Annotated in this window: 11 protein-coding genes; 7 read left to right on the forward strand and 4 right to left on the reverse strand. The window is 59.8% G+C overall.

Annotation, left to right across the window (positions count from 1 at the left end; genetic code table 11):
• Positions 1–49: 49 nt before the first annotated feature.
• Genes parE through parC form a run of 4 tightly spaced genes read left to right on the forward strand, consistent with a single transcriptional unit; the run spans position 50 to position 5,828 of the window.
• Entirely contained in the window at positions 50–1,945 is a 1,896-nt protein-coding gene (gene parE, locus AAFM31_RS10405; RefSeq protein WP_341707855.1) for a DNA topoisomerase IV subunit B, read from the forward strand.
• Positions 1,945–2,970 carry a DNA topoisomerase IV gene (locus tag AAFM31_RS10410; protein WP_341707856.1) on the forward strand — a complete coding sequence of 342 codons (1,026 nt, stop codon included), beginning with the start codon at positions 1,945–1,947 and terminating at the stop codon, positions 2,968–2,970. The genes parE and AAFM31_RS10410 overlap by 1 nt, the downstream gene beginning before the upstream one ends.
• Before the next feature lie 41 nt (positions 2,971–3,011).
• Positions 3,012–3,491, forward strand: a complete 480-nt coding sequence (locus AAFM31_RS10415) for a TIGR02281 family clan AA aspartic protease (RefSeq protein ID WP_341707857.1) — start codon at positions 3,012–3,014, stop codon at positions 3,489–3,491.
• Positions 3,492–3,542: 51 nt separating this feature from the next.
• The gene (parC, locus tag AAFM31_RS10420) at positions 3,543–5,828 is read left to right on the forward strand and encodes a DNA topoisomerase IV subunit A (RefSeq protein WP_341707858.1); all 2,286 of its coding nucleotides are present in this window, start codon (positions 3,543–3,545) and stop codon (positions 5,826–5,828) included.
• Between the two features lie 17 nt (positions 5,829–5,845).
• Here the strand turns inward: parC and AAFM31_RS10425 are convergent, their stop codons facing one another.
• The gene (locus tag AAFM31_RS10425) at positions 5,846–7,393 is read right to left on the reverse strand and encodes a histidine kinase (protein ID WP_341707859.1); all 1,548 of its coding nucleotides are present in this window, start codon (positions 7,391–7,393) and stop codon (positions 5,846–5,848) included.
• Positions 7,394–7,555: 162 nt separating this feature from the next.
• Between AAFM31_RS10425 and serB the strand changes: the two genes are divergently transcribed.
• A complete protein-coding gene (serB, locus tag AAFM31_RS10430; protein ID WP_341707860.1) occupies positions 7,556–8,767 on the forward strand; it encodes a phosphoserine phosphatase SerB in 1,212 nt (403 codons plus the stop codon).
• A gap of 49 nt (positions 8,768–8,816) precedes the next feature.
• Here the strand turns inward: serB and AAFM31_RS10435 are convergent, their stop codons facing one another.
• The 3 genes from AAFM31_RS10435 to epmB all read right to left on the reverse strand — a co-directional run bounded on the left by AAFM31_RS10435 (position 8,817) and on the right by epmB (position 13,940).
• Positions 8,817–10,886, reverse strand: coding sequence for an EAL domain-containing protein (locus AAFM31_RS10435; RefSeq protein ID WP_341707861.1), 2,070 nt, complete (start codon positions 10,884–10,886; stop codon positions 8,817–8,819).
• 62 nt (positions 10,887–10,948) lie between these two features.
• Complete coding sequence (locus AAFM31_RS10440; RefSeq protein WP_341707862.1) at positions 10,949–12,733, reverse strand: molecular chaperone; 1,785 nt, start codon at positions 12,731–12,733, stop codon at positions 10,949–10,951.
• A gap of 139 nt (positions 12,734–12,872) precedes the next feature.
• A complete protein-coding gene (gene epmB / locus AAFM31_RS10445; RefSeq protein ID WP_341707863.1) occupies positions 12,873–13,940 on the reverse strand; it encodes an EF-P beta-lysylation protein EpmB in 1,068 nt (355 codons plus the stop codon).
• 105 nt (positions 13,941–14,045) lie between these two features.
• Here epmB and efp point away from each other — a divergent pair, with 105 nt between their 5' ends.
• Together efp and epmA are read left to right on the forward strand one after the other, a co-directional pair.
• Positions 14,046–14,612, forward strand: a complete 567-nt coding sequence (efp, locus tag AAFM31_RS10450) for an elongation factor P (RefSeq protein ID WP_341707864.1) — start codon at positions 14,046–14,048, stop codon at positions 14,610–14,612.
• A 69-nt stretch (positions 14,613–14,681) separates the two neighbouring features.
• Positions 14,682–15,644, forward strand: coding sequence for an elongation factor P--(R)-beta-lysine ligase (gene epmA / locus AAFM31_RS10455; RefSeq protein ID WP_341707865.1), 963 nt, complete (start codon positions 14,682–14,684; stop codon positions 15,642–15,644).
• Positions 15,645–15,646: the final 2 nt, after the last annotated feature.

A 15,646-nucleotide genomic window follows, 5' to 3' on the forward strand; every position in this document is an offset into this window, starting at 1 on the left:
GCAGGCGGGTGGGCGTTGAAGAAATTCAAGAAGGATACCTGCTCACACCATGTCTGATTCGACCTATAACGCGGATGCGCTTGAAGTACTCAGCGGCCTGGACCCGGTGCGACGTCGCCCGGGCATGTACACCGACACCGCGCGTCCCAACCACCTGGCTCAGGAAGTCATCGATAACAGCGTTGACGAAGCGCTCGCCGGGCATGCGCGCACTATCAGTGTGGTGCTGCATCAGGACAACGCTCTGGAGGTCAGCGATGACGGCCGCGGTATGCCGGTGGATATTCACCCGGAAGAAGGCGTTTCCGGTGTTGAGCTGATTCTCACCAGACTGCACGCTGGCGGCAAGTTCTCGAACAAAAACTACCAGTTCTCCGGTGGTCTGCACGGTGTGGGTATCTCGGTTGTGAACGCACTCTCGCTGCGTGTTGAGGTGCGGGTCAAGCGTGATGGCCAGGAGTACGCCATGGCCTTCGAGAACGGCGACAAGGTACGCGAACTGGAGGTGATTGGCACCGTTGGCAAGCGTAATACCGGTACCTCGGTAATTTTCTGGCCGGACGCCAAGTACTTCGACTCTCCCAAATTCAGTGTCAGCCGCCTCAAGCACCTGCTCAAGGCCAAGGCTGTTCTGTGTCCGGGACTCAAGGTTGACTTCGACGACCGCCAGTCCGGCGAAAAAATCAGCTGGTACTACGAAGACGGTTTGCGCGATTACCTTGTGGATGCCTGCGCTGAGTGGCCAAAACTGCCGGAAGAACCCTTCTCAGGCAGCTTCGCGGCCAAGCAGGAGGCGGTCGACTGGGCTGTGTTCTGGCTGCCCGAAGGCGGCGAATTGGTGCAGGAAAGCTACGTTAACCTGATCCCGACTGCGCAGGGCGGTACCCACGTTAACGGCCTGCGCGCCGGCCTGCTGGAGGCCATCCGCGAGTTCTGCGAGTTCCGCAACCTGCTGCCGCGTGGCCTGAAACTGGCGCCGGAAGATATCTGGGAACGCGTCAGCTATGTGCTGTCGCTGAAAATGGCCGAGGCGCAGTTCTCCGGCCAGACCAAGGAGCGGCTGTCGTCTCGGGAATCCGCCGCGTTTGTGTCCGGCGTTGTCAAGGATGCCTTCAGTCTGTGGTTGAACCAGCACGCGGACATCGGCCAACTGATTGCCGAAATGGCCATCAGCCATGCGGGTCGTCGTTTGAAGGCGGGCAAGAAGATTGAGCGTAAGCGCATTACGCAGGGCCCGGCGCTGCCGGGGAAACTGGCTGACTGTGTCGGCCAGGACAGCAAGCGTTCAGAGCTGTTTCTGGTTGAGGGTGACTCGGCCGGTGGCAGTGCCAAGCAGGCGCGTGACAAAGAGTTTCAGGCGATCATGCCGCTGCGCGGCAAGATTCTGAACACGTGGGAAGTTGAGTCCAGCGAGGTGCTGGGCTCACAAGAAGTGCACGACATCGCTGTCGCCATCGGCGTAGACCCCGGAGCGGCCAGCCTGGAACAGCTGCGCTACGGCAAGATTTGCATTCTGGCTGATGCGGATTCGGATGGCCTGCACATCGCCACGCTGCTTTGCGCGCTCTTCGTGCGCCATTTCCGCCCGTTGGTGGAGGCGGGTCATGTGTTCGTGGCGATGCCGCCGCTGTATCGGATTGATATCGGTAAAGACGTTTATTACGCGCTGGATGATGCCGAGAAGCAGGGCATCCTTGATCGCATCGAGGCCGAGGGTAAGCGCGGCAAGATTCAGGTGACGCGTTTCAAGGGGCTGGGCGAGATGAATCCGCTGCAGCTGCGCGAAACGACCATGGCACCGGAAACCCGTCGACTGGTGCAGTTGACCGTTGATGAGACGCAGGACACTGAGCAGCTGATGGACATGCTGCTGGCCAAGAAGCGCTCCTCTGACCGCAAGGTCTGGCTTGAGAGTAAAGGCAATCTGGCCGAGGTGCTGCTTTGATGAGTGGCACCCGTCTGCGCCTGCTGGGCGCATTCCTGATGGTTTTGAGCGGCACCGTATCGGCATTCGAGCGAGCCCCTGAGCTGCAGCTCGAGTCTGCCTTGCCGCTGGATGGTATGCCGCGGGGCAATCTTTCCGCCTTGCAGCGCTGTGACGGGCGTCTGCTCGCGGTGTCTGACCGTGAAGATGCCAGCTTGTTCGTCCTGCAGCGCACGGAGGAGGCCTATACGGCAGAGGTTGAGTCTTTTGTGCTGCCGACAGAGACGCCCTCGATGTTGCCGGTGCAGTTGCTGGCTGGCGCCTGGTTACGTGGCTTGAGTGGGCCGGCGCTGGACTTCGAAGGACTGGCGTGCGACGGGCAGGGCAATCGCTATCTGGTCAGTGAGAGTCAGCTGGGCGTGCTGCGTTTGCCGCCGCCGTCTGATGCGCCTGTGGCGGGTAAGTGGCTGAATCTGGACCCGGCGCTTTACACCGAAGGTGAAGCGCGTGGCTTGTGGCAGCAGATCAATGCGCTGGCCGAAGGCATTGCGATTGACGCAGAGGCCGGAACGCTCTGGCTCGCCGCTGAGCGTCAGGCGCGTGGGCTGATCAAGCTTCAGCATCAGGGTGATGAATGGAAATGCCCTCTCGCTGGTTGTGTGCTGTTGGCTGAACGTCGATTCCTGCCGACGGAACCCTTTGGTCCCGGCATTCTCAATCGTGAGGTCATGCCGGTGGATTTTTCGGATGTCGTTTACTGGCAAGGTCGGCTTTGGACGCTGGAGCGTAATGCCCATCAGGTCTGCCGCCGCAACCCGCTGTCCGGGCAGCGTGAGCGCTGCTGGTCGTTCGCGCAAAGTGTGCTGGTTGAGCCCTATTTCTACCCGGATGCGCCATACGGCCTGGCTGAGGCGCTGCTGATTGACGAGAGCGGGATTGTTGTTGGTCTCGATAACAACGACCGCGCTCGCCCCGATGGTGATCTTCGCCCTTGGTTGTTCCACTTTGCCTTGCCCGGGGACTGGCGTGAGGGCTATCAGCCGTGAACGAGCCTCTGCCCCCATCACAACGCAAGTTGGGGACCGGGATGATGATCCTGGCCTGGGTGGCAGGGCTGTTGCTGGCCGCATACTGGTTCAGTGGGGTAGAGGAGCGTCAGCGCAATCCTAACCAGCGCCCTGAATCGAGCCAGTTGGGCAGTGCGGTCGAAGTGCGGTTGGAACCCAACCGGCAGGGGCATTATCTGCTGCGTGGAGAGATCAACAGTAAGACAGTCACGCTGTTGGTTGATACCGGGGCTAGCTTTGTCGCGGTTCCTGCTGGCCTTGCCGATGAACTGGGGCTGTCACGTGGCCGGCAGTTCATGGTTGATACCGCCAATGGGACCGCTGAAGGCTATGCAACTCGTCTGCAGACGCTGCAGCTTGGCGATATCGTGCTGCGCGATGTAGAGGCCGGCATTGTGCCGGGTATGGCGGGTGAGGAAGTGCTGCTGGGCATGAGCGCCCTCAGACAACTGGATTTTCGTTCGCAGGGCGGCGATCTGCTGCTGCGACAGTACCAATGAGTTATCCGGCGGGCTGCGCATGGCGCGCAGCCGCCTGAGTGGAGAGTAAGCATGAGTGATGGACTGGACCTGAGCCTCGATGGGGTCGAGCGGCGAACGCTGGCGTCCTTTACCGAGGAGGCCTATCTCAACTATTCCATGTACGTCATCATGGATCGGGCGTTGCCACACATCGGCGATGGCCTCAAACCGGTACAGCGTCGTATCGTCTATGCAATGAGTGAACTGGGCCTTTCCGCCAGTTCCAAGCACAAAAAGTCGGCCCGTACCGTCGGTGACGTGCTCGGTAAGTACCACCCCCATGGCGACTCGGCGTGCTACGAAGCCATGGTGCTCATGGCACAACCGTTCTCCTATCGTTATCCGCTGGTGGACGGTCAGGGCAACTGGGGGGCGCCGGATGACCCGAAGTCTTTCGCGGCCATGCGTTATACCGAGGCCCGTCTGGCGCGCTACAGCGAGGTGCTGCTGAGCGAGTTGGGGCAGGGCACGGTCGACTGGCAGCCCAACTTTGACGGCACGATGGACGAGCCCATGGTGCTGCCGGCACGTCTGCCCAATCTGCTGCTCAACGGCACTACTGGCATTGCCGTGGGCATGGCAACGGATATTCCGCCGCATAACCTGAAGGAAGTGGCAGCCGCCTGCATTCGTCTGTTGGATGATCCGGGCGCGGGGCTGGACGAGATTCTGGAGCACATTCAGGGCCCGGACTTCCCCACTGAAGCGGAGATCATCACGCCGCGTCACGAGCTGCTGAAGATGTACGCCAGCGGTCGCGGCTCAGTGCGCTGCCGTGCGGTTTGGACCAAGGAAGACGGCGAAGTGGTAATCACGGCGCTGCCGCATCAGGTGTCCGGGGCCAAGGTGTTGGAACAGATCGCCGCACAGATGCAGAACAAGAAGCTGCCGATGGTGGCAGATCTGCGTGATGAATCTGATCACGAAAACCCGACCCGTATTGTCATCGTCCCGCGCTCCAACCGGATCGATTTGGACGACCTGATGCAGCATCTGTTTGCGACGACTGATCTGGAGCACAGCTATCGGGTCAACATGAACGTCATCGGTACTGACGGCAAACCGGCCGTGAAGGACCTGTGGGGCATGCTGAGCGAGTGGCTGGGCTTCCGGGTTGCGACGGTGCGTCGTCGTTTGCAGTTCCGTCTGGACAAGGTTCTGGCGCGCCTGCACCTGTTGGACGGTTTGCTGGTTGCCTTCCTCAATCTGGATGAAGTCATCCACATCATCCGTACCGAAGAGCACCCCAAGGCCGAATTGATCGCGCGTTTCGACCTCAGCGAGCTGCAGGCTGACTACATTCTTGATACCCGCTTGCGTCAGTTGGCGCGACTGGAAGAGATGAAGATTCGCGCCGAGCAGGATGCGCTGCGCGAAGAGCGTGATGAGCTGCAGAGCATTCTCGGCGACGAGTACAAGCTGCGCACGCTGGTGCGTGATGAACTGGCCGCTGATGCTGAAACCTATGGCGATGAGCGCCGCTCACCGCTGGTAGAGCGCAAAGAGGCGCGCGCGCTGTCGGAAACCGAGCTGGTGCCGTCCGAGCCGGTGACGGTCGTGATGTCAGAGAAGGGCTGGGTCCGCTGCGCCAAGGGCCATGATGTCGATGGCACTGGTCTCAGTTACAAGGCCGGGGACGGCTTCCTGGCACAGGCCAGCGGCCGCTCCAATCAGCAGGCGGTATTTATCGATAGTACGGGCCGGAGTTACTCGCTATCTGCGCACACGCTACCGTCTGCGCGGGGCCAGGGTGAGCCCCTTACTGGTCGATTCAGTCCGCCGTCCGGGGCTGGGTTTGACGCCGTCCTGATGCCTGACGAGCAGGGCTTGTATCTACTGGCCTCGGACGCCGGTTACGGATTCTTGGTCAAGGGTGAAGATATGCTGGCCAAGAATAAGAACGGCAAGGCGTTGCTGAATATTCCTGATGGCGGACGCATCATGTCGCCGCAGGCGGTACGCTATCCGCAGAGTAGCCACCTGGCGGCGGTGTCCAACGAAGGCCGTCTGCTGGTATTTCCGCTGAAGGATTTGCCACAACTGGCCAAGGGCAAGGGTAACAAGATCATTTCTCTGCCTTCGGCGCGGGTGAAATCTCGCGAGGAATTTGTTGCCGGGCTTGCCGTGCTGCCGCCGGGCGCTCAGCTGGTGCTGACCGCTGGAAAACGGACCCTGACGCTGAAGGCCGGAGACCTTGAACACTACAGCGGTGAGCGTGGCAGGCGCGGTAACAAGCTGCCACGTGGTTTCCAGAAGGTTGATTCGGTTGCAGTCGAGCTGACGTCCGCGTCCAGTGCTGAACCGACTGCCGAATAGGAAATGCAGCGCCAGTCTCAGGACTGGCGCTGGTTGTAGAGGGAGCTGAGTTGGCGTTCCAGAAGCGACTGATAGGGCTCCAGCAGGCGCTCAATGCAGAAGGTCCCGGGTTGGCTCGCCAAACGGCGTGCTGACGCGCATTGAGACAGGCCGTCACTGGCTGCCAGCTCGGCGTCCACCAGCAGCAGGTTGCGACTGTGCTGCAGTTGCTCCATGACCCGTAGGCAGGCGTCATGCTGACCCAGTGCCTCGTCGTCCAAGCCCTCCAGGCCGCCGGCATGACCGAGTGCGAGCTGCAGATGCAGCGCGATACCGGTATCGGCAATCTCGATCTGCAAATCGTGACCCAGTACGCGCAGCAGCTCACCGCAGCACAATCCATGTTTCAGTTCCGATCCGTCGCCCGTGCTGTCTTTGAACAACGCGATACTGGTGCCGTCGTGTAGCGTGTGTTGCTCGCCACCATACAGCTGGCAGGCATGCTGTACCTGCTGTCGGTAGCGCTCAAGCAGCTTCATCAAGCGCTCGCGTGGCAGGCGGCGGAGGGCGTCCTGGTTGCCCAGGCGGACGGCGAGCATTGCCTGCTTCTGCATTGGCACGTCGGGAGTGTGGCCGTCTTCTTGTTCGTCTTCCGAGGCTATAACGGCGGAGTCGGGCTGCTCGTCCGAGTCGTCGTTTGCGATTTCGGGCTGCGTTTCAGTCTCTGCCACAGTGGCTGGCGCTGTATCGGAGGAAGCGGTGTCCAGCGCTGGCTCGGGTTGCAGTACCGGTATCGCGGCGTCATCCAGCAGAGGAGGCGTTAATCCTTGCGTTGCCTCTGAATCAGCGCCCAGCTCGACTGTAATCTCTGGCTCTGGCTCTGGCTCTGGCTCTGGCATCAGACCACGGTTATGCAGCAGCGTACGTGACAGATCGCCAAGCTCGTCCCTGCGGGTGCATGCCGGTGCCGGAAAGCTCGGGTTGGCATCCCAGTCGGCCAGTGCTCGCAGTTGCTGGGCCAGATCCCGGCCGCGGTGCCATGCCAGCAGCCCTACGATGCAGCCAATCAGCAGCAGCCCCCAGATCAGGCGCTCCAGCAACAGGTTGGCTGGCTGGATGAACGGGGTGGATGCCAAGGTCAGTTGTACCTGGCCCGTGAGCTGGTCTTGCAGATGTACCGCAGCGATGTAGTTGCCCTGACCCGGGGCGCGCAACTGGCGCGCGGGCTCGCTGCCGGCTTCGGCGATCAATCGGTTGCCCGGTGAATAGAGGCTCACGTGGGCGATCATGGGGTTTTGGTTCCACTGAGCCAGCAGGATATTCAGGCTCAATCGGTCTTCGGCAGCCAAGGGTTCTGCGGCGCTTGCGGCGATCTGGCGCGCCAGTGCGCTGCCCACTCGATCGGCCTGCTGTGCGACATCCTGCTGCAACTGGACCTTGCCCAGCCAGAGTGCCAGCACAAGCAAAAGTAGCAGCGGGGCGGCGACCAATAGTGGCATGGCGCCGGCGAGCGTCAGCGAGCGACGGCGCACGTTGGCGTAGCAGCGCAGGAATAGATTGTCTTGGTTAGGCGTTTTGCGGCTCAAATCGGGGCTCGATGGTTGCGGAGGTATGAATCTCGGGGGATCGGTGAATAACCGGTTTGGCGAGTATAGCTATTCCCCATAGGCGGAAAAAGGCTGATCTGTGAGGTGATGGGCAAATGCGAGTAGAATGGGCGCCCTCACTTTTAACTGGGAGCGAGCGTCTTGAAGGAAATCGTTCTGATCAACATCACCGGACCTGATCGCCCGGGTCTTACCGCGGCTATCACAGGCCTGCTCGCCAGGGCGCGAGTCAACATTCTCGATATTGGTCAGGCGGTCATTCATGACACGCTGTCCTTCGGCATTCTGGTTGAGATGCCTGCCGATCAGGGTAGCTCTGACGTGCTTAAGGAAGTGCTGTTTCGCGGTTATGAACTGGATCAGCAGGTGCGTTTTACCCCTGTCAGTGCGGAAGAGTACGGCCGCTGGGTAACGGGGCAGGGCAAAGTGCGTCATATCGTGACGCTGTTGGCTCGCCGGGTTACCGCGGAGCATATTGCTCGGGTCAGCGAGATTACTGCCCGTTATGGCCTCAACATTGATCATATCGATCGTCTTTCTGGACGCATTCCGGAAGGACTTCCGGAAGATCAGGGCAAGGGCTGTATCGAGTTCTCCGTACGCGGTGAGCCGGAAGACCCGGCGGCGCTGCGGGCCGAGTTCTTGGCAATCGCTCAAGAGTTGAACGTCGATATTGCCTTTCAGCAGGACAGCATCTTCCGGCGAAATCGCCGCCTGGTGGTGTTCGACATGGATTCAACGCTGATCGATGCGGAGGTAATCGATGAGCTGGCCAAGGCGGCGGGTGTCGGTGACGCGGTTGCCGAGATCACCGAGCGAGCGATGCGAGGCGAGCTGGATTTTCGCGCCAGCTTCCGTGAGCGCATGGCGCTGCTCAAAGGGCTTCCAGTCTCTACGCTCGATAGTATCGCCGAGTCGCTTCGTCTGACTGAAGGGGCCGAAACGCTGATCGCTCAGCTACGCCGCCTTGGCTACAAAACAGCGATTCTGTCTGGTGGCTTTACCTACTTTGCCGAGCGTCTGCAGCAGCGCCTGGGCATTGATTACGTCTATGCCAATTCTCTGCCGGTGGAAAACGGCCTGGTTACTGGCGAGGTGCAGGAGCCGATTGTCGATGGGCAGCGCAAGGCTGAGCTGTTGCGTCAGTTGGCGAGTCAGGAAGGGATCAGTCTGGAGCAGACCATTGCGGTTGGCGATGGGGCGAACGACCTGCCAATGCTGTCTATCGCCGGCTTGGGTGTCGCCTTCCGCGCCAAACCGTTGGTCAAGCAATCGGCCAAGCAGGCGATTTCGACACTGGGCCTGGATGGCATTCTCTATCTGCTGGGCTTTCGCGATCGCGAGGGGCAGTAAGCAGGACTGGCGCTGCGAGACTCGCAGCGCCAGCCTTATGTCATGCGGCTCAGTCGGCAGAAAAATCGTAGTTCATGCTGTCGCTGGGCGGTTGCAGGTAATGCCCTTGAATATAGTTCGCACCCGCCTGCCAGAGAGTCGGCATCATTGCTGCGCTGTCGACGTAGGGCACTATAGTCAGCTTGCCTTGGCTGTGCAGCGAGCTGATGATGTCCTTTAGCGTATCGACTGCTTTCGGGTCTGACAGGTCACGCGTGAATGAGCCGTCAATCTTGATGTAGTCCGCGTGCACATGCTTGAGCGCCGCATAGGGGTTCAGCGCGCCGCCGAAATGACTGATCGATACCCTGCAGTGCATCCGGTGCAGCGCTTCGGTATGCATTTTGGCCTGCTTCAGATACGTATTCACATCGGCATCGTGGAACTGGAAGATGATCGCATCGGCGGGCAATCTGGCTTCTTGCAGCTTGCTTGCGATCCACTCGACCATGTCCGGTGCCTGCAGGCTCGCAGCGCTGAGGTTGAGTAGCAGGTGGGTGTCGGCCCCGCGCCCACGGTGATTGCTAAGCAGTTTGACCGCCTGGGTGATCACCCAGCGGTCGATGTCCAGCGCCAGCCCTGCTTCCTGGGCAGCTGGCAGGAAGTCTGCAGCCGGCACTTCCTCGCCTTCATGGTTGAGTAGGCGCAGGAACGTCTCGTAGTTCTCGGCTTCGTCGCCTCGTAGGCTTATGATTGGCTGGAACAGCAGGCGGAATCCGTTGGTTTCCAGTGTGTGTTTAATCAGGGCGATCAGGTTGCCACGGTTGGCTTGCAGGGCTAGTTCTTCAAGCGGGTTGAATACTTTGATGCCGTTGCCGCCAGTGTTGCTCAGTTGGTCTGCCAGGCGGTGGGCTCGATCAATTGCCTCGACCGGATCAGCGTTGGTTTCGCTGATGGACGCTACGCCCATGCTGACCGTAATTCGCACGGTGCGGCTGTTGGTCTCAAACAGGTGAGCCTCGATTTTGGCGCGAAGCTCTTCAAGCTGATCATTTGCCGCTACCGGCTCCAGCCCTTCCAGCAGAATGCTGCAGGCATCATCGGCGAAGCGCGCCATCAGGGTATCTTCGCTGAAGTGGGAGCGCAGCATTTGGGCAAGGTCGGTCAGCAGGAGATCTGCCGCGCCTATACCGATGTCGGCCTGCAGGCTGCTGAATCCATCGATGCTGAGATAGACCAGCGTGCTGGGTTGACCTTGGCGGACGGCCTGGTCGCGAATAGCGTCCAGTTGATCTTGGAAGTAGGCGCGGTTGAACATGCCTGTTACCAAGTCGCGGCTGGCCATGACTTTGAGCTTTTCTTCGAACTCGCTGCTGGCGGTCTCTGCGCGGATCACGACCTGGGTACAGGGCTCACCGTCATAGCTGGCGGGGGAGAAGCTCATCAGTATCGGGAAGCGCTTGCCGTCGCTATCGACGCCTTTGCAGCGCATTTCATTTTGGCCGCCCTCGTTGCCGTAGTTGCGCAGGAAGTCCTTGAACTTACCTTGGTCATCGGCGTCGATCAGGCCGACCATAGGTTCGGCAGCCAGGTCGTCCGGGTCGTCATAACCAAACAGCTCGCCATAGGCGCGGTTGGTATAAATGTGCATGCCGTCGTGTACGTAGGCGATCGCGTCAACGGAGCTGTCGAGCAGCAACTGGCAGCGCTTTTCTGCCTCGCGTAAGGTCTGTTCGACGATGCGCCGTTGACGGCGGGCGTCGAGGTTGGCCAGTTCGCGGCCAACCACTAGTGTCATCAGTGCATCTGCATCGTGCGGTAACGCGTCAGCCATGCCGGAGCGCAGGGCCTCGACACGCATCTCAAGATCGACCTCAGGTTTGAGCAGGATGAACGGGATGTCGCGCGCCTTGCGCTTGATCAGGGTGATCGCGTCCTCCGCTGTGAGGTAGCTGGTCTCGGCTTGCGCGAGGCAGATATCCCACGTTTGCTGGAGGCATTCCTGCAGGTCTTCAATCGAGGTGACGCGATGGGCGCGGGTAGCATGACCTGCGTTGCGCAGCAGGCTGACCATGCGCTCGGCGTTATTCTGCGAGTCGTCGAGGATCAGTAGCTTGATGGCTTGTTTTTCGGTGGCCATGTTTTTCCGGGAGGCGTGGGGGCAACGTGGAAGGTTGCCCCGTACAGATCAGAATTTCGAATCTACAGCGACTTCCAGAGGGAGTCAAAGTCATCCTCAGGGCCTGTAGTCAGAGATGCGCTATTCGTCTCAGTATGCGCCTTCTCCAGAGGGTTCTGATCAATCAACTGATACTCGAATTGACTGAAACTACCGGTCGCAGTGACCCTGTTGTTCAGATTGGCCTTCTCTGTCTTGCCGCCGTGCAGCAGATTTATCTTGCTGTTGACCTGGAAGGGTAGGCGCGGGGTAATGATGGTCGCTGGGCGATCAATCGCAGTTACTGCTGGTAGTAGCAGCGCGCGCAGGTATTGGCTTGGCTCGCCGGTCTTGCGGATTAATTTCGCCGCGCAAGGAGTGCAATGCGGTGCGATCAGCTCGATGCCCATCTGTGTGCCGCCGCCACGAACCTGGCGGATCCAGCGCACTACAGCCAGACTCCAGTCCTGTTCGTTGGCTTCCTGAATGCCCAGTAACTCGCCTGCTTGCAGCTGCTTTGGTACTTCCTTGGGCCAAGTCAGGCAGAAACCGCCGGGGCTATGGTTGACGATGGGCAGGCTGTGGATCGGGTAGTGCTCGTCCCTTTCCTCATCCTGTTCCTCGATGCTGCCATAGTCGATTTGTTCAATCCCGGAGGCGTGCCACTCTACGGACTCTGCACCGTCGAACGCGCCACTCCAGCCGCCTTGCTTGGCTTTTTGGGTGGCATCTGAGAACGGATTCATCTCGGCTTCGCTGGCATCAATCATGCGGGCGAAGCTGCGGCCAGAAATACGGTAATGGGTGGCGCTCATGCCGATGCTGACGCGCAGATGTCCCTGGCTGGGGATGCGGTTGAAGGTGCGTTCGGCGAGGTCGCCCCATGACTGGCTGACGTGCTGCAACAGCTCGATGCCTAGCACGTTCGGGACATGCAGGTCGCCGCGATAGGCAGTCCCTGCGGTCATGAATTCCTTGATTGCATTTACCAGGCGGCGGGTGTCGAGGCCGAGGCTGTTGTCCAGACTCTCGCCGCGAATCAGCGACTTGTAGCGTGGCGGGCAGTCCATCTCTGGATTGATGATGAACAGCGCCTTGTTGTCGTCCGGTGCGACCAGGCGCGTGTAGCGGCTCCAGTCCTCGAGAGTTGCAAACAGCTTGCCCATGGCACTTTGGCGCATCTGGTTGGGCCGCGCGGCACCCATCAGCAGAGCGACGATGTAGCACTGCTCTATGCTCAGCGCCTGGCGGTCGGCGCTCTCGCTGTCCGGCACGGGCGTCTGATGCAGTCCGCGTTTGCGCGCAAGTTGGTAGAGCTGGTGCAGTTCCAGCCAGACGCCGTCTGCGACGGGGCAGTACAGCTGGAACGCGCGCAGCAACGGCCCGCACAGGCCGCGGATGGAGCGCTGCAGCGCCAGCGTCATCAGGTTGGCGTGGTCGCGTGATTTGATGCTGCGTTCCTGGGCAACAATGATCTTGTAGCCGTTGGCGAGGTGGTTTTGCAGCGACTGGGACAGGTTGGCCACCTTGCGGGGCTTGTCTTCAAGGACAATCGACTGACCCAGGTAGTATCTTGATAGCGCTGTACAGACGTAGTGCACTTCCGGGCGAATGCGCTCCAGCATGGCTATACGCTTGTCTGCGGGTACGTTGTACTGGTTAAGCTCAATTAGTCCCTGATACAGCTGGCGTGCCGTTTCACCAATATTGGCTTTCGGCAGGTTGGCCAGCCACTGGGCGATACCTTTCTCGGAGCCTTCCGCAAAGCTCAGATTGCTGAGCGTTTGCTGCGGAATCCGCAGGTGCATTTTTTGCGTTGTGCTATCCATAAAGTCGTGTCCAGTACAAGCGTCGATGGCCTGGTGCGGCTTACTGCTCGCGCCGGTCTTCCGTGGCATCAGTGGGGGGTGCTGTTAATGAGAATACTCTAGCAGTTTAGCCATTAACTGGCTAAGTCCGCATCCTCGTTCAGGACCGGCCGCCGGGAAAAACGTCGCGTTTATCGATTGTTGTGTCCTGAGTCAGCTCAATACTGACCGGAACCTTGCCGGGTTCGCCGGCGACTTCGCGCACCAGCCTGGGTACAAGATAGCCGGGCAGCCGTGTGAGCATGGTGCCTACCAATGTGCGTGCGTCATCATCGCTCACCAGGAAGTGGCTGGCGCCGCGCACTCGATCAAGCAGGTGAAGATAATAGGGCAATATGCCGGCATCGCCTAGTGCTTCGCTTAGGGCCAGTTGGGCTTCGAGGTTGTCGTTAACGCCGCGCAGTAATACGGCCTGGTTGAGCAAAATCACACCGGCTTGGCGCAAGCGGATGGCGGCCTCGTTTGTGGCTGCGTCCAGCTCTGCAGCGTGATTGCAATGCCAGACCATGGTTACCGGCAAGCGGGTGCCGCACAGTGCGTCGATCAACTCAGAGGTGATGCGCTGCGGGATGACGATTGGTAGGCGGGTATGTATTCGCAGGCGGCGTACATGGGGAACGGCGGCAATCTCCCGGGTAAGCCAGGCTAGTCTTCGGTCGTTGGCTGCCAGCGGGTCTCCGCCGCTATAGATGACCTCGCTGATGCTGCTGTCGTTTCTGATGTAGTCGAGAGCCGCGTCCCACTCTGCTGTGCTCAGGTTGTTGTCGTCATAGGGGAAGTGGCGCCGAAAGCAGTAGCGGCAGTTGATCGCGCATCCGCTACTGACGACCAAGAGCAGGCGGCCGTGGTACTTGTGAATGATGCCGGGGCGGGCATTGCTGTGCTGTTCGCCTAGGGGGTCTAGTACGAAGCCGGGCTGCTCTTCCAGTTCTTCGCCAATGGGCAGCACCTGACGCAGCAGCGGGTCGTTGATGTCGCCGGGACGCATGCGCTTGAGGTACGGCTCTGGAACTCGCAGCGAGAAGCTTTTGGCTGCGGCAAGCGCTGCCGGCAGCAGGCTACTGTCGAGCTGCAGTCGATCCAGCAGCTCTGCTGAATTTTTGATGCTGTTGGCGAGGATATTTTGCCAGCTGGCAGACTCAACACGAACTGCAGAACCATGTATCATTGGCGTTTTTCCGCGCATGGGTGTCAGGGTGTCCGACTGACTGCCTCGCACACTGGTGGTGTAGCGCGAGTCGGATCATCCATTCAATTTAAAGTGGGAACTTGTATGGCCAACTATTCTACCAACGAATTCAAACCGGGTCTTAAGGTGATGCTGGACGGTGATCCGTGCTCGATCCTCGAGAACGAATACGTCAAGCCGGGCAAGGGTCAGGCGTTTAACCGCGTTAAGGTCCGTAACCTGAAGACCGGTCGCGTCAACGAACGTACCTTCAAGTCGGGCGACAGCCTGGAAGGCGCTGACGTAATGGATCGCGAAATGGAATATCTGTACACCGACGGTGAGTTCTGGCACTTCATGGCGACCGACGGCTCCTTCGAGCAGTACGGCGCTGACGAGAAAGCGGTTGGTGACTGCATGAACTGGATGAAAGAGCAGGTGATTTACACTGTGACTTTGTTCAATGGTGCGCCGATTGCGGTGACTCCGCCGAACTTCGTCGAGCTGGAAGTGGTTGAAACCGACCCGGGCGTTCGCGGTGATACCTCCGGTGGCGGCAACAAGCCGGCCAAGCTGGTAACCGGCGCTGTCGTGAAGGTGCCGCTGTTCATTAACACCGGCGACGTACTGAAAGTTGATACCCGTTCCAGCGAGTATGTTGGTCGCGCGTAACGGCTTTGGTGGTTGAAGAAACCGGGGCCCGTCCCCGGTTTTTTGTGTCCGTAAATCGAGGTAGGCAGCATGAATCGACCGTGGCAACCGAGTGCAACCATCGACGCTCTGCGTCAGCGCGCGGGCATTATCAATCGTATCCGCGCGTTCTTTGCCGAGCGATGCGTGCTGGAGGTCGATACGCCTAGCCTGTCGCATGCGGCTGTGAGCGACCCGTTCCTGCACCCCTTTTCTGCCGAGTACATCCCGGAGGGCGGTGGGCAGGCAGCCATGCTGTATCTGCATACCTCACCTGAATATCCGATGAAGCGTTTGCTGGCTGCGGGCAGTGGGGCGATCTGGCAGCTGTGCAAGGTCTACCGCAACGGCGAGATCGGCAGGCGCCACAACCCGGAGTTCAGCATGCTCGAATGGTATCGCCCGGGGTTTGATCACCATCAGCTTATGGATGAGGTTGATGCGCTGGTGCGCACGGTGCTTGCAGGCGAGCCGGCGCGGCGGGTTACATACGCTGCCGTGTTTGCGCAACATACCGGCCTGGATATTCATCAATGCAGTGACGCTGAACTGCAGGGGCTGGCTGAGCAGCGATGTGGTTTCCGGGGCGAGTTGTCGCGCGATGGCTATCTGAACTTGTTGTTCTCAGAGTGCGTTGAGCCCCAGTTACAGGCGCCGACCATGGTGTATGCGTTTCCTGCCTCCCAGGCCGCCCTCGCGCAGGTCGTGGAGGGGGATGATCGGGTGCCAAGCGCTGCACGTTTCGAGATGTTTGTTCAGGGAATGGAGTTGGCCAACGGATACTTTGAACTCACTGATGCCAACGAGCAGTTGCGGCGCTTTGAGGTAGATCAGACTCAGCGTGAGGCGCTGGGTCTCGCTACATTGCCGATCGACATGCCACTGGTAGAGGCGTTGCGCTCAGGCATGCCTTCCTGCGCCGGGGTGGCGCTGGGAGTGGATCGGCTGGTGATGCTGGCGCTGGGCGCCAGCACGATTGGCGAGGTGATTGCGTTCGATACGGAGCGTGCCTGATA

It is taken from the genome of Halopseudomonas sp. (assembly GCF_038130085.1).
In the GTDB taxonomy this organism is placed as follows: Bacteria; Pseudomonadota; Gammaproteobacteria; order Pseudomonadales; family Pseudomonadaceae; genus Halopseudomonas.